The organism is Methylomonas sp. MED-D, assembly GCF_050276835.1.
Taxonomy (GTDB): domain Bacteria; phylum Pseudomonadota; class Gammaproteobacteria; order Methylococcales; family Methylomonadaceae; genus Methylomonas; species Methylomonas koyamae_A.
Genome location: NZ_CP189965.1, coordinates 4,103,147 through 4,118,154, shown reverse-complemented (window position 1 = coordinate 4,118,154; position 15,008 = coordinate 4,103,147). Strand labels below are relative to the sequence as shown.

11 protein-coding genes are annotated in these 15,008 nt (G+C 53.5%); all 11 read left to right on the top strand.

Annotated elements, in window-relative coordinates:
* Positions 1-6: 6 nt before the first annotated feature.
* A complete protein-coding gene (locus tag ACQE3E_RS18575) occupies positions 7-993 on the top strand; it encodes an SDR family oxidoreductase (protein ID WP_313730760.1) in 987 nt (328 codons plus the stop codon).
* A 9-nt stretch (positions 994-1,002) separates the two neighbouring features.
* Positions 1,003-1,566, top strand: a complete 564-nt coding sequence (locus tag ACQE3E_RS18570; protein WP_313730762.1) for an SIS domain-containing protein — start codon at positions 1,003-1,005, stop codon at positions 1,564-1,566.
* Positions 1,567-1,570: 4 nt separating this feature from the next.
* The gene (locus tag ACQE3E_RS18565) at positions 1,571-3,091 is read left to right on the top strand and encodes a PfkB family carbohydrate kinase (RefSeq protein WP_427500938.1); all 1,521 of its coding nucleotides are present in this window, start codon (positions 1,571-1,573) and stop codon (positions 3,089-3,091) included.
* Positions 3,088-4,056 carry a thiamine pyrophosphate-dependent dehydrogenase E1 component subunit alpha gene (locus tag ACQE3E_RS18560; protein WP_427500937.1) on the top strand — a complete coding sequence of 323 codons (969 nt, stop codon included), beginning with the start codon at positions 3,088-3,090 and terminating at the stop codon, positions 4,054-4,056. The genes ACQE3E_RS18565 and ACQE3E_RS18560 overlap by 4 nt, the downstream gene beginning before the upstream one ends.
* The gene (locus tag ACQE3E_RS18555; RefSeq protein ID WP_313730766.1) at positions 4,049-5,119 is read left to right on the top strand and encodes an alpha-ketoacid dehydrogenase subunit beta; all 1,071 of its coding nucleotides are present in this window, start codon (positions 4,049-4,051) and stop codon (positions 5,117-5,119) included. The genes ACQE3E_RS18560 and ACQE3E_RS18555 overlap by 8 nt, the downstream gene beginning before the upstream one ends.
* 18 nt (positions 5,120-5,137) lie before the next feature.
* Positions 5,138-6,529 carry a radical SAM protein gene (locus ACQE3E_RS18550; protein WP_313730767.1) on the top strand — a complete coding sequence of 464 codons (1,392 nt, stop codon included), beginning with the start codon at positions 5,138-5,140 and terminating at the stop codon, positions 6,527-6,529.
* Between the two features lie 79 nt (positions 6,530-6,608).
* The gene (locus tag ACQE3E_RS18545) at positions 6,609-8,372 is read left to right on the top strand and encodes a glycosyltransferase (protein WP_313730768.1); all 1,764 of its coding nucleotides are present in this window, start codon (positions 6,609-6,611) and stop codon (positions 8,370-8,372) included.
* Positions 8,373-8,391: 19 nt separating this feature from the next.
* On the top strand, positions 8,392-11,502 hold the full coding sequence (locus ACQE3E_RS18540) for a glycosyltransferase (RefSeq protein ID WP_313730769.1): 3,111 nt from the start codon (positions 8,392-8,394) through the stop codon (positions 11,500-11,502).
* A 27-nt stretch (positions 11,503-11,529) separates the two neighbouring features.
* Entirely contained in the window at positions 11,530-12,627 is a 1,098-nt protein-coding gene (locus ACQE3E_RS18535; protein WP_313730770.1) for a radical SAM protein, read from the top strand.
* 30 nt (positions 12,628-12,657) lie between these two features.
* Positions 12,658-13,830, top strand: a complete 1,173-nt coding sequence (locus ACQE3E_RS18530; RefSeq protein ID WP_313730771.1) for a hypothetical protein — start codon at positions 12,658-12,660, stop codon at positions 13,828-13,830.
* A 15-nt stretch (positions 13,831-13,845) separates the two neighbouring features.
* Positions 13,846-14,991: a glycosyltransferase gene (locus tag ACQE3E_RS18525; protein WP_064030647.1), complete on the top strand. Its 1,146-nt coding sequence runs from the start codon at positions 13,846-13,848 to the stop codon at positions 14,989-14,991.
* Positions 14,992-15,008 lie beyond the last annotated feature (17 nt).

Below are 15,008 nucleotides of genomic sequence, written 5' to 3'. Positions count from 1 at the left end.
CAAATCATGAAGGTTATTGTTACCGGCGGTGCCGGGTTTATCGGCAGTCATCTCAGCCGCGAGCTGTGGCGCCTGGGCCATTCGGTCCAAGTCATCGATAGCCTGATCGGCGGCCGCAAGGAAACCATCGCCGATTTGCTGGGCCAGGACCGCTTCGCGTTTAATCAGGCAGACATTCGTGAATTTGCCGCCATCGCACCGTTATTCGACGGTGCCGATTGGGTGTTTCATCTGGCCGGTTTGGCCGACATCGTACCGTCCATCGAAAAGCCGCGCGCCTATTTCGAAACCAATGTCGACGGCACTTTCAACGTGCTGGAAGCGGCTCGCGCCGCCGGGGTCAAGCGCTTGGTGTATGCCGCTTCGTCGTCTTGCTACGGCCTGGCCGAACAGTGCCCAACCCCGGAAACCGCGCCGGTCAAACCGCAATATCCCTATGCCTTGACTAAATATCTCGGCGAGGAATTGGTATTGCACTGGGCGCAGTTGTACGGCCTGCCGGCGCTATCGCTACGCTTGTTCAACGTTTACGGACCGCACGCCCGCACCACCGGCGCTTACGGTGCGGTGTTCGGCGTGTTTTTGGCGCAAAAACTCAACGGCAAGCCGTTTACCGTGGTCGGCGACGGCACCCAAACCCGCGACTTTACTTACGTCACCGACGTGGCCAATGCCTTTATCGCCGCCGCCGAGTCGGGCTTAGCCGGCGAAGTGATGAACGTCGGCAGCGGCGGCACTTACAGCGTGAATCAATTGGTCGGCTTGTTGGGCGGCCCGGTGGAATATATTCCCAAACGACCCGGCGAGCCGGACTGCACCTTCGCCGACACTTGCAAGATTCGCGAGAAACTGGGCTGGCAACCGCAAGTCAGTTTCGAACAAGGCGTCGCCAACATGCTGGCGCACATCGATTATTGGCGGGAAGCGCCGCTGTGGACCTCGGCCTCGATCGCCGACGCCACCGCCGATTGGTTTAAATACCTGGATAAATAGGAGGTCGCGATGCCATTAGTACAAGCCGCGGGACAATTCGCCGAACTGATGGCGGGCTGCCGTTTCAACGCGGCGGACGGGGCTGCTTTGGACGGCGAAGGCGTTGTCGCCGACGTTTTGTCCGAATTCGCGCGGGTCAAGCAGCAACAGGCCAAAGTCATCATTTTAGGCAACGGCGGCAGCGCGGCGATAGCCAGCCATGTCATCACCGATCTGCGCAACGTCGGCGGCTTGTGCGCAGTGACCTTGCACGAAGCGGCGCCTCTGACCTGCTTTACCAACGATTTCGGTTACGAACAGGCGTTCGCCAAGCAAGTCTCGGCCTTCGCTTATCCGGACGATGTGCTGATTGCGATCAGCAGCTCCGGGCAGTCGGCCAACATCGTCAACGCGGTGGCGGCGGCCAATGCCAAGGGACTCGCGGTACTGACCCTTAGCGGTTTCAAGCCCGACAATCCGCTGCGCCGGTTAGGGCGCTGGAATGTCTGGCTGGACAGCAGCCATTACGGCATGGTCGAGTTGGCGCATTTGTTCGTGCTGCACCACATCACCGATCAATTGATTAAAAAGTAGGCTTATGTCGACATCCAAAATCGTCTCGATCGAGCAACTGGCCCAGCGTTCCGCCGAATTGAAGGCGGCGGGTAAAACCGTGGCGCTGTGCCACGGCACCTTCGATTTGCTGCACATCGGCCATATCCGCCATTTACAGGCCGCCGCGCGGGAGGCTGATGCCCTGCTGGTTAGCGTCACCGCCGACGAATACGTCAACAAAGGCCCCGGTAGGCCGGTGTTCAACCAATATTTGCGCGCCGAAAACATTGCCGCGCTGGCTTGCGTGGATAGCGTGGCGATCAACCATGCCGTGACCGCCGTCAACGTGCTGGATGCGGTCAAGCCGGATTTGTACGTCAAGGGCAGCGACTACAAGAGCACCAGCGACGATTTGACCGGCAACATCCAGCACGAACGGGACGCGGTCGAGCGCCACGGCGGCAAGGTGTTCTTCACCGACGAATTGACCTCGAGTTCCACCCGCTTGTTGAACGAATATTTCGAAGTGTTCTCGCCGGAGATTTCCGCTTACTTGGACGAATTCAAGGAGCGGATTTCCGCCAACGCGATGATAGACCAGCTTAAGCGCTTGCAGGGCTTGAACGTGCTGGTGGTCGGCGAGGCCATCGTCGACGAATACCATTACACCTCGGCCTTAGGCCAGTCCGGCAAGGGCAACGTGTTTTCGGTCAAGTACAACGACTACGAACGCTTCGCCGGCGGCGCGATCGCGGTCGCCAACCACGTGGCCGAGTTTGCCGGCAACGTGACCTTGTTGTCCGGGTTGGGCGCGACTAAAAGCCACGAAGACTTCATCCGCACTAATTTGAATCCCAACATCGATCCGGTGTTTTTCTTTAGCCAGGATCGGCCGACCATCGTCAAGCGCCGCTACGTCGATGCCGACATCGCCAAATTGTTCGAGGTGTATTTTTACAACGACGCCCCGTTGCCGGTGGAAATCAATCGTAAGATCGTGGCCTGGCTGGAGCGGCATTTAGGCGATTTCGACGTCGTGATCGTGCCGGACTTCGGCAACGGTTTCATTTCCGGCGACATGGTCGCGGCCTTGTGCGCCGGCGCCAAGTTCCTGGCCGTCAACGCCCAAGTTAACAGCGGCAATCGCGGTTACCATTTGATCACCCGCTATCCGCGCGCCAATTTCCTGTCGATGAACGAACCGGAATTGCGTTTGGCGGTACACGACAGAGGCGGGGCGATCGAGGAACTGGCCGGACAGTTGGCCGACAGGCTGGCGGCCAGCCACATCGCGATCACCCGTGGCACCAAGGGCGCGTTGCTGCTGGATCAAGCCAAGACCCAGTACAAGATTCCGGCCCTGTCTTCCAAGGTGGTGGACCGCATCGGCGCCGGCGACGCCTTCTTGTCGGTGGCCGGCTTGTGTCTGGGCGCCGGCTTGGCGCCGGACGCGGCCTTGTTCGCCGGTAGCGCGGCGGCGGCGCTGGACGTGCAAATCGTCTGCAACCGCGAGCCGGTGCGGGCGGTGGCTTTGTTCAAATACATCACCACTTTGCTCAAATGAACGTGCCGACAACCGCCGAACTGCAAGATTTGTATTACCGCATGCTGCGCATCCGCCGTGCCGAAGAGGCCATCGCCGCCCGTTACGCCGAGCAGCACATGCGTTGCCCGACCCATTTGTGCATCGGCGAGGAAGCCATCGCGGTCGGCGTTTGCGCGCATCTGACCGAGAGCGACAAGGTATTCAGCAACCATCGCGGCCACGGTCACTATCTGGCCAAGGGTGGCAGTCTGGTCGGCCTGATCGCAGAACTGTACGGTTTAGCCGCTGGATGTTGCGGCGGGCGTGGCGGTTCGATGCATTTGAGCGATTTATCGGCCGGCTTTATCGCCTCCACACCCATCGTCGGTGGCACGGTGCCGGTCGCGGCCGGCTACGCCTGGGGCGAACAGCGCCGAAATTCAAACAACGTCGTGGTAGTGTTTTTCGGCGACGGCTGTTTCGAGGAAGGCGTGCTGCACGAAACCATGAATTTCGCGGTGCTGAAAAAACTGCCGCTGGTGATGGTTTGCGAGAACAACCAATACTCGGTGATGACGCCGTTATACGAACGCCAGCCGGCTCGCGACATTTATCAAATTGCTGCCGCCCACGGCTTGCAGGCCGTCAGCGGCGACGGCAACAAGGTCGAACACGTCCATGCGCTGGCGGAAAACGCCATCGCCGCCGCCCGCAACGGCGAGGGCCCGCAGTTCCTGGAATTGCATACTCACCGTTGGCCGGAACATTGCGGACCGAACGAGGACGACGAGCTGGGCTACCGCATGCCCGGCGAACTGTTGGCCTGGAAACAGCGCTGTCCGCTGTTGCATACCGGGAGGACCTTGGCCGATGCCGGCGTCGGCGCGGAGGTATTGCTCGAAATCGAGCAACGGGTCGGCGCCGAAATCGCCGAAGCCTTCTCCGAAGCCTTGGCCGGCCCGGCGCCGGCATTGGCGAGCATGGAGCGGCATGTGTATGTCTGAGATCTTGACCTTGAGTTACGGCGCGGCGATCCGCGAAGCCTTGGACGACGGGTTGGCGCGGTTTTCGGACATGCTGTTGATCGGCGAGGGCGTGCCCGATCCGAAAACCATTTTCGCCACCACCCAAGGTTTGCGCGAGAAATACGGCGCCGAGCGGGTGTTGGACATGCCGCTGGCCGAAAACGGCATGACCGGTATTTGCATCGGCGCGGCGCTGGCCGGCATGCGGCCGGTGCTGGTGCATCAGCGCATCGATTTCGCGCTGCTGGCGATGGATCAACTGGTCAACAACGCAGCCAAATGGCATTACATGTTCGACGGCAAGCAAAGCGTGCCGCTGGTGGTGCGAGTCATCATCGGTCGCGGCTGGGGGCAGGGGCCGCAGCATTCTCAAAGCTTGCAGGCGATGTTCGCCCAAGTGCCCGGCCTGAAAGTGGTGATGCCGACCACGGCAAGCGATGCCTACCATTTCATGCTGGACGCGATCGCCGACGACGGCCCGGTGTTGTTCGTCGAACACCGCTGGCTGCATCATGTGATCGGCCAAGTCGATAAAGATCGGCCCGCCGCCGGCTTGAGCGGCGCGGCGCGCTTGCGCGAAGGCCGCGATGTCAGCATCGCCGCGTTCTCGCATATGACGATTGAAGCGTTGAAGGCCGCCGCCGTACTGGCCGAACACGGTATCGAAACCGACGTGGTGGACATGCGCTGCCTGACCCCGCTGGATGTCGATGCTGTCGCACGCTCGGCCGCCGAAACCGGCTTGTTGCTGGTGGCCGATTGCGCGCCGGAAATGGCGTCGCTCGGCCATACCTTGATCTCGCGCTTGTATCAACGGCAGCCGCACCCGTTAAAACAAGCGCCGCGCCTGATCGCCTATCCCAACCATCCGGTTCCGACCACGCATTTTTTAGCCAACCATTACTACCCCGGCGCGGAGCGCATCGCCGAGACGGTGCTGGAGTTATTGGATCGCCGGCCGCTACTAGACAGCGTCCGGCGGCAATTGCAATCCGATTTGGCCAAGGATCAGCCCGACCGCAGTTTCGTCGGCCCGTTTTAACTTATTCGAGAACTCGCCATGTCCAAACCTGAGCAAATCAACCGATTCGGCAATGCCGCAGTCACTTCCATCCCGGAAGACGCGCCGTTGTTCAACAAGCCCGGCCACAAGTTGCGCACCTCCAATCAGATCGTCGATCGCAGTGCCTTGTCGCAAGACTATCAGGTCATCGACACCAGCCAGTTAAGCCGTTTGCCGGGGCAGAAATTCAAGACCGTGTCGCACGACGGCCAGGAAGGCATCGTGCGCCTGGAGGCCGGCTGCGAACACGAGCCTTCGGTGCCCAATCAGTTCACCGGTCCCAGTTTTCGTACCCAGCGCGAACGCTTCCGCTTCGACGGCCACAAGATGATGCATCACTTGGACCGGGTGCAGGCTTGGCAAAACGGCCAGCGTTTCGCGCCGGTGCATATCGACATGGGTTTGACCAAGTTCTGCAACACCGCCTGCTTGTACTGCTATGCGGTGGTACAGAACATGACCAAAGGCGCGATGATAGGCCGCGAGGCCTTGCTGAATTTCGTGCGCGACTGCGGCAAGCTGGGCGTGCGCTCGTTGGGTTTCATTGGCGACGGCGAGCCGACGCTGAATCCGACTTTGTACGACGCGACCGTGTTGGCCGGCGAATTGGGTATAGACACCGCGATGGCGACCAACGGCATCGCCTTGGACATGGATCGCGCCCACGACCTGCTGAAAAACATGAGCTACATTCGCTTCAACCTGTCCGCCGGCACGCCGGAAGGTTTTCGCCGGGTGCATCAGTCGGTGGAAGGCAATTTCGACTTGCTGATCGCCAAGATCCGCGAACTGGTCAAAATCAAGAAAGAAAATAATTACAAATGCACGATAGGCCTGCAAATGGTACTGATCCCCGAGTGCTTCGACGAAGTGCTGGCCGAAGCCAAGTTGGGTGCCGAATTGGGCGTGGATTACTTCGTCATCAAACATTGCTCGGATTCCGAATACAAGGAAATCGGCATCGATTACGACGCCTATCTGAACGTCAACGACCTATTGAAACAGGCCGAAGCACTAAGCAACGAGCACTACGTGGTGCAGGCCAAATGGAACAAGATCAACGCCGCCGGCGAAACCAATCTGTACAAGGACGGCTACCGTAAATACGACCAATGCTTCGGCACGCCGTTTCTATTGCAGATTTCCGGCAACGGCAAAATCTATCCGTGCGGACCGTTCTTCAACAAGGAACGGTTTTACATCGGCGATCTGCACAGCGATTCGTTTTACGATCTGGTCGCCAACAGCGAGCGCTACTGGCAGGTGCACAAAGACGTCTCCGAGTCGGTCGATGTACACAAAGATTGCGCGATCGGCTGCCGCCAGGATTATGTGAACAAATTCCTGTGGGATTTAAAAAATCCGCCGGAACATATTAATTTTATTTAATATCGACCAAACCGGGTGCGCGATGAATCAAGTGAGCGAGACGCAAAGCCAACACGATTCGGCGAAGGATGCATTTTTTATGAATATAGAAGATGCCTACCTGACCGCACTTAAACAAAATCCGGTGGTCGAAAACGGCCGGACTCGGCCGCAATATTGCTATTACGACGGTCCGCTCACCGACATTGTATTGCCGAACTTTATTCAGGTACCCGCCGACAATTTTAGCGAATTCTTTTCGCATAATCATTTGCCGATACCTGAGTTAATTGCTATTTCGCACGAGGGCGTCGTGCATTTCAACGAGATGCCGGCCGATATTATCGACGAAATTCACCAGCAGCGTACGCAATATAAAGTCGTCGATTATATTCATGCGGACAGTTTTTTCGCCGATCCGTTATTAGCGTTAAATGTCGCCAAACAACGGAACCGAATTTATTGCGGACATCCGACGATAGACGGTTTGCAAATCTGTTATTACCGCGGGGAACTACCCGAGCACGGCATAGAAAATCTGCTGCATTTGGAATTGGATCAAGCCATCGAATTCTTCGTCGATACCGCTTACCGGTTGCCGACGAAAATCGAATTGCCCGACGAATTGGAAGACGAGTTGAAAACCTCGATTCGGAGCGGATTCGAGACGATCGTTAACGAGGTTAAGCAACGGAGGCGGACCTTGATTTCGCAATTGCTGGCGCAAGCGAAACAAGTAACGCCTAAATTTCACGACGGCGAGCCACTGAAAATCATGCTGCCGTCGAGCCGATTGACCACGGTTATGCAATATTGCTCGCGGGCGGTCGCCAAGGCCTTCGAAAAGCGCGGATACCAAGTATGGTTTTACATGGAAGACGGGGAAATGGAAACCAATAACCTGATTAAGTTCTACCGAAACTATATCGAATTTAATCCCCACGTTATTTTTTACGTCAATCAATTAAATAATTTGGCGCTTAACGATAATGTCACGCATATCTCTTGGTGGCAGGACAGCATGCCGCAAATTACCGAACATAAAGCATTGCGTTGGCGAGGCAATGACTATGTGTTTTCGATTTCGCCGGTACTCGACCGCCATTTGGCGTTAACCGGTGCGAAAAATATCGTTCGCCAACATTTCGCGGTCGATGACGAGATATTCAATACCGATGGCGACATCGAGCGGCAAAACAAGGTCGTATTCGTCGGTAGTTCGTATCTCAACTCGGTCGATTTAAGTCGTCCAGAGCAGCGCGAAATTGTAGAGATTTTTATCGATAAAATAGATAACGGCGAGATTGTCACCGAGTCGATGGCCGGCGAAATCGCGGTCCGCTTTGGATTGCCGCCCGCCTTCGTATTTTGGAATTTATTGCATTACGCAATACGCGATTATTCGGTGAAATGGCTGTGCGAATCCACGGCAATGCCGGTAGAAATTTACGGGCGCTACTGGGAGCAAGATCCCGATGTGGCCGCCCATTTCAACGGCGAGTTGAAACACGGCACGCAGGTTGCCGATGTGTATCGTTCGGCGCGTTACGCGCTGGTGTCCCATCCTTTCGAAATCAATTCCCAACGTTTGGCCGAAGCCGCGGCCTGCGGCTGCATTCCGCTGGTCTACGATTGCCGCGACGTGGCGGAAAAGCCGCACTGGGACGACGCCTGTTTGTTTTTTAAAACCCGTTGGGAATTGCTGGAGATATTAAAAACACAAGTCCGGCCAGCGCTTTCACCCACGGTTATCGCTGAACGGTTTACTTATACCGCGGCCGTCGATAACTTTATTAAACACAGCAATATCGGTGAACTTAGCCAAGCCAAGCAGAGCCGGATTTCAATGTTTGTCGGCCGCTAATCCAACCTTAAATGACGCCATGGCCGTTAGACCGGATTGCTATTTTCTCGATCTGAAATTGGCTTTGCTAGAAGCCGAGCGGCAAAACCGTTGCGTCGACGAAACCGGCGTGGAGCGCTTGCAATATTGTTATTACGACGGGCCGCTAAGCGATAGCCTATTGCCGAATTTAATTTATGTTTCGCAATATCAATTTAGCGAGTTTTTTGCGAATAACACGCTGCCGATACCGAAATACGTCGTCGACCAAGACGGTCGGGAGCATGATTTAACGGCCGATCCCGGCAATATGCTTGAAGAAATTCTGGTATTGCGAAACGCGGACAATCACCGGCCGAATCATAAGGATACCGACTTTTTTAATGCCTTGGAGGCCTTGAATACCGCAAAGCAACGCAATGTTCGGATTGCCGACGACGGTAGTACCGGTTTGCAGCTTTGCTATTACCACGGCGAAAAATTGGCAAGCGATTTGGAAAATCTGATCCATGTGGATTTGGACCGTATCCTGGAGTTTTTGGTATTCAGCCGATTGCGTTTGCCGGAAGAATTGCGAGCGGACCCCGAGTTAATGGCCGACTACCAACAGGTGCTGGATTCGGTGTTCGAAACCAGGGCGCAATTCACTGCTGAGTTGGAACGGCAAGCGCTGGATCAGCAACCGGATTTCGTGGCCGATCGGCCATGGCGTATTCTAATCTACGCGGCCAATTCTTCGTCGATATTATGCTCGCTGGCGGAAACGCTGGCTAGCGCCGAATACTCGGTGATGTTCTATGTTATTAGCGATGTGATGCATACGCTAAACAGGGTCGATGCGCTGAATCAATATGTCGAATTCCGCCCGCATATTCTGATTCAGGAAAATCAATTGGATAATGGTTTTCTGGCGGACGACGTCATTAATATGGTCTATTGGCTGGCCGACGATATGGGATTCGAATCCTTGGCGTCGCTGCCGTTTAGAAAAAACGATTTTAATTTCTGCCGGGAACAAACCGTTTTTCAACATTTAAAACGTTGCGGGGCCGACAACGTTGTTCGGATCGAGCCGGAAGCCGACCAGTTGACTCTACCGATACTGCGGTGTAATTTCAATCATGCGCGGCCGAATTCGCGGCGCGAGATACTCGAGCCGCCGATCGTGTTGGAAGGGCCGGCGGAAGAGATTAATCAATGCGCGGAACGCTGGTCCGGGAATTTGCAGGTTCTAAAACAATACAGGCCGACGCTCTATGAAAACCTCGGTGTTTATTTAACCGATCGCCAAATTAACGTACTTGTCGGGGAAGCCATCGCGGGCGAATTTTATTCAGTCGCGGTATTTGCCGGCGAGCAGCGGCTTTACCAATTGGATTTGCCGAAAAAAGCCGAAAACCTAAGGAGTATACGCGCCCAGGCGAAGGTGGCTCAACGCTTTAACGTACCTTGTTACGGCTTGGCCGGCATCGGCGACGGCGGCGAATTAGCCGCAATATTTTCCGCCACATCGACACCGATCGCGGAAATGCCGAATCTCGAGATTCCGATTTATCTGGTCGATGCCGATTTCGGCGGCTTGCTGGCCACTATGTTAGTCCGGGATATACGAGACGTGCTCGCCGAGAATAGAGTATGGTTGTGCTTTCAAGCGTCCGGTTTTAGCGAGTTTGTCGCCGAATTGAATGCTAAGCAATCGATTTTGCCGGAAGTGACGATTAATGTTAGCGCGACGGAAACCGAGTTTCAGCAAATTCAGCACGCGGTGGACGAGGCCAGGGACTATAGAAGCGATTCCCACGCAAAATTGCTGGCGATAATCGACGATTACTACCGGCAAGTCAGTTTTGAAACTTGGCGCGACAAGTTTCAGAAAAACCCGGCAACGCCAATTCGAGTGATGGGCTTTGCATCGCGATTTACCAGCTTTTTGCAATATTGCATGCGGGACTTGCTGGACGGGTTTGCCAGAGCCGGCGCTGAAATTCAGCTATCCACCGATACCGCCAATTTCCGCCGTAACGGCATGGAAAGTATCGTGGCGCAAATCGCTGAGTTTAAACCGGACCTGATACTGTCCATCGATCATTTTCGCCACGAATTTGCCGGCTTGCCGGAACCGGTGCCGTTCGTCAATTGGATACAGGATATGTTGCCGTCGATCACCCAAAATCGCCGCGCCGTCAAATCCAGGGATTTTACCTTCGTATTTTCCAAGGATTGGTTGGCGATGAATCGCAATCCATTATATGCCAGTTTTCCGGTCGAATATTTACCGCTCGGCTTTAACGACGCCTATTATTATCCGATCCAAAACCGCGCCTACCAATACGACTTCTTGTTTATTACCCATCTGATCGATCCGGCCAAAACGCTGGCACCATTCCGATCCGGCGGCGGCTATTTTAAGCAATATGATTCGACCGAATCGAGCTTGCTGAAACAGCGTAAACTGCCAGCCGAGCTTTTATTCAGGATATATCAGGTTATTTTAGAATATACCGATCAGTTGCCGCTCGATCAATTTCACCGCTTTTGTCTAGATAATCAAATCGGTAAATTTAAGTTGGTGGAACAATTATTGGGCGACCACGGTATAACCATCACGATTGACGTTATTAATCAATTAATGGCCGGCAGCGGCAGTCGATTCCATTATCACTATTTAACCGAAATGAAAACCCGCCCGATCGCCGCGTTGCTCGATGCCGGGCTGAGTATTGAGCTAGCGCTATACGGTAGAAATTGGGATAAATTCGCCAAGTTTTTGCCTTATGCGCATGGCGTCGCGGAAAATGGTGGAAATATTAACGAATTAATGAATCGCTCTAGGATTTGTTTTAACGGCAGTCCAGGCACCAGTTTGCACATGCGCGCGCTGGAAATCATGGCGGCGGGTTGTTTTATGTTATCCCGGCGTATTTACAAGGATGCCGCGCCGCTGTCGGAATATTATTCCGACGATGAGGTGGCTTATTACGCGGATGAAAAGGAGTTAATCGAGAAAGTCGAGTTTTATCTAAATAACGAGGCTGCCCGCGCGGAAATCGTCGACAAGGCTTATCGAAAAACCTTGCGCTTGTTTTCCTATCGGAGTATCGCGGAACGTATTCGAGATTCCGTTGCACTGCGCTTGTCCGAGCCTGTTTAACTGCTAAATCAGGAATACGCTATGTTAATGAGTCGGACCGAGTTCAAGCAAATGCTGGGCATACGCACGTTACCCAGTCTACATTTGGAAGTGTCGTTGGGCTGTAATATCAGTTGCGCGATGTGTACGTTTCACGATGACTTGAAGAAATTCCGGTGGATGCCAGCCGATCGGCTGAAAACCGTAACGCAAGGTTTTGATGGCTTTGGCTTGGTGCATATTGGTGACGGTAGCGAACCGCTGATCAATCACGATATTTTCGAAATTATCGCTTATTTACGGACGCAAGATATTCCGGTATCGCTGCAAACCAATGCCAAACTGATTCGTAATGCCGGTGATGCCGAAAACTTGGTTAGGTCCGGTTTAACCTTGTTGTCGATTTCGTTGGATGGTGTCACCGATGTCACGGTCAAAAAAATCCGCGGGGGTTTGGGATTCTCGGAGATCGCCAGAGCCATAGACTTAATCAACGAAGCGAAACTTCGTTTGGGATCGGACACCCCCTATCTGGCGTCGAATGCGGTCGCGATGCGTTGCAATCTCGACGAGCTTCCGCAACTTGCGGCTTATTTGTTAGATCATCAATTTCGCAGTTTCAGGGTCGGTTTTCTGGAGTTACGCAAACCCAACGATCAACTGGTTGGAGAATTGTTAATCTACGAAAAGTTGAGAGCTTATCAGGTAGTAAAAGAGATTAAAGCGATTATCGAAGCCCACCAAAATAGCATGAGTTTTAATGACGGGTTATTCGATACGGACAACAGCCAATCACGCCGAGATACTTGCACCGGCTATAAGGACCGGTTTTATGTCGATTGGTCAGGGGCAATGACAACCTGTTACGGTAAGAAATATTTAGGAAATATCTTTGAACAAGGCTTGAGCGCATTGATTCTGTCCGAAGAGTACAAAGGCTACGTTCGGGAAGTGACGGCGCCAAATAACTCGACCTGCGCGTTGTGCCGGTTTTGCGAGGTGATGAGCTTCGATAGGATATCCGATCATTTCGGCCGCCGAGCAGTGGATCACTATTCGATGGACGCGATTATTCAGTCTATTGAGTACGCGAATCAAGGCGGCGAAGTTCGAGAGTTCTGGTTGGCTCAATCGGCTTTGGCTTAGTCTCGTTACGCTTTATAGGGCAATCGGTTTTTGAATAACATTTCGATTTTCTTGCCCAAGGATACGGCTTTTTATCGACGGCTGTACTCGCATTTGTCCAAGGCGTTTTTGCAAGCCGGGTTTAGCGTAAGCGGCTTATGCCGAGTTCTTGACAATCAGGAGATGTCGGATTGGGTAAAGTCGTATCGGCCGAAGTTTATATTCGAAATGAATCGGGTCAAGAACGAAATACCGGTGCTGCACGATTTAAAAATTCCGCATATCACATGGATCGTGGATTTTCAAGGCCGTAATGAGCACTCGATTTTAGGTAGCGATATCACTTATTTTTTCGATTCCGGATGGGACGATAATTACTCGACCGGCGGGTTTCAAGATTGGTTACCGCCAGGCACCTGCGTCGATACCTATCGGCCGATCGACGAATATCTGCCGACTATCGAGTTCAGTTTTATCGGCCATATTCCTTTACCATGGAGCCAAGCGGAATTAAATCGACCGATTATTGGCGAAGGCGCTGTCGATACCGGTATGCTTTTCGGCGAGTTGCTGGAGATTTTTAACAGACGTATGAATGAAATCAGCTATTTCGGTCAAACGCATGCGTCCTTGTTGAATATTATCGATAATATCGTTTTTCAACGTTCGGGTTTTCATGTCGAATTAACACTGGATATGCGTTACGATTTTTTGGAACGGGTAAAGCGCGTTAAAAATCGCACACAGATCATCGCGTTTCCACTGTCGAAAACTCGGTCTGTGGCCATATACGGTTCGGAACACTGGCGGGCCTGGCCGGAGTATCAAGGGTATTATCGATATTATATCGATGACCCGACTGAGTTAAACAGAGTGCATCAAATTAGCCGGTTTAATTTGCACGACGGGGTTGGCTTTCATTTTCGGGCCATCGATTGCATGGCCTCCGGCGGATTGTTGTGCTGGTATAATGAAAACTCCGGCGATAAGTACAACCGCTTGGGTTTGGACCCGCACAAGCGGCGCGGTTTACATAGTTTCTTCGATAATTCCAGACATTATGTCGAATTTTTGTGGCACCAGTTCGATGAGGCTTATGCGCATGCCTTGGCGCTTGATTATCGGCACGGCAAGCAGCGCCTGGAGACCATCGACCTTATCCGACAGAATCATACTTGGCGACATCGGGTCGAAAAAATTGTTCGTGATTTTAACGCCTTATAATCCGCGCTTGGCGTCGTGACGGATATTAGCGTTTCGGTGTTTTTCCCGCGTGACAATGCTTGGTACCGCCATCTGGCCGGCCAAATTGCCGGCGGATTCGCCGGCCGCGACGTTCGCCTATCCTGGCATTGCGGCCCGTTGAACGAGGCGGAAATGCTAGCCTGGATCAAGGAGCGCGGTACGCGCGTTATTTTCGATATGAATCGGCCCAGAAGCGATTTGCCTTACTTGCCGGCCGATATTGTCCATATTTGTTGGATCGTGGATTTTAACGGCAGGCCGATCAATGACTTTCACGGTAGCGAGATCACTTATTTATTCGGCCCCAAGTGGCTGGAAAAATACCCGCACCGCGCTTTTCATCGTTGGTTTGGACCCGGCGCGTGTCCCCAAAGCTACTGCCCGAGCGGCACCGAGCTGGCGAACCGCGCCGCGTTCGTTGGACATATTCCGCGGCCTTGGCGGCACGAGGAATTGGCGAGGGACATTTCCCAATCCGGCCCGCCATTAAAGTTTGGCGAGTTTCTGCCGCATATAGAACAAGCCTTGCTTGAAAATCGGGCGAGTTTGAAAGTGCATGAAGACTATATGCGCTTGCTCTCGGATTTGGCTTTGGCGCTATTCGGTGTCGAGTTGCGGGCGGATCGGACCTTGGAATACGACATGACCGGCCGGCTGATACGGCTGGTGAATCGTCGGGAATTACTGGATGCGCTGGTCGATTTGAAATTGCCGCTGGACATTTACGGTCCGGAAAATTGGCGCGATTGGCCGGCTTATCGCGATTATTACCGGCGTTTTTTGAATGATCCTGGCGATATGCGAGCGGTATACGAGTCGTCCATGAATTTCCATGAGGGAAACGGCATGCATTTTCGAGTTGTGGACTGTATGGCGTCGGCCGGTTTGATATTTGTTCGAAAAGGGGAATACGACGAGAAACCCGGCGGAATTAAAACCTTTTTTACGCCAGGTGAGCATTATATCGAGTTCGATATCGACGATTTATCCGATAAGGTGGAGTTTTACCGCGACAATCCACAGGAGGCGAATCGAATCAGAAATAATGCCGCACAAGAAATTCTGAACCATCACACCTGGCGGCATCGCGTCGATTCTATTTTCAACGATTTAAAAACGATAGGCTATTCGTCCGTGTAATTCGATGAATATTCAAT

Bases quoted from the DNA above. Each gene is read 5' to 3' on its own strand.
- ACQE3E_RS18535 (WP_313730770.1), top strand. From the start codon at position 11,530: ATGAGTCGGACCGAGTTCAAGCAAATGCTGGGCATACGCACGTTACCC.
- ACQE3E_RS18545 (WP_313730768.1), top strand. From the start codon at position 6,609: ATGAATATAGAAGATGCCTACCTGACCGCACTTAAACAAAATCCGGTG.
- ACQE3E_RS18540 (WP_313730769.1), top strand. From the start codon at position 8,392: ATGGCCGTTAGACCGGATTGCTATTTTCTCGATCTGAAATTGGCTTTG.
- ACQE3E_RS18570 (WP_313730762.1), top strand. From the start codon at position 1,003: ATGCCATTAGTACAAGCCGCGGGACAATTCGCCGAACTGATGGCGGGC.
- ACQE3E_RS18550 (WP_313730767.1), top strand. From the start codon at position 5,138: ATGTCCAAACCTGAGCAAATCAACCGATTCGGCAATGCCGCAGTCACT.
- ACQE3E_RS18555 (WP_313730766.1), top strand. From the start codon at position 4,049: ATGTCTGAGATCTTGACCTTGAGTTACGGCGCGGCGATCCGCGAAGCC.
- ACQE3E_RS18560 (WP_427500937.1), top strand. From the start codon at position 3,088: ATGAACGTGCCGACAACCGCCGAACTGCAAGATTTGTATTACCGCATG.
- ACQE3E_RS18565 (WP_427500938.1), top strand. From the start codon at position 1,571: ATGTCGACATCCAAAATCGTCTCGATCGAGCAACTGGCCCAGCGTTCC.
- ACQE3E_RS18575 (WP_313730760.1), top strand. From the start codon at position 7: ATGAAGGTTATTGTTACCGGCGGTGCCGGGTTTATCGGCAGTCATCTC.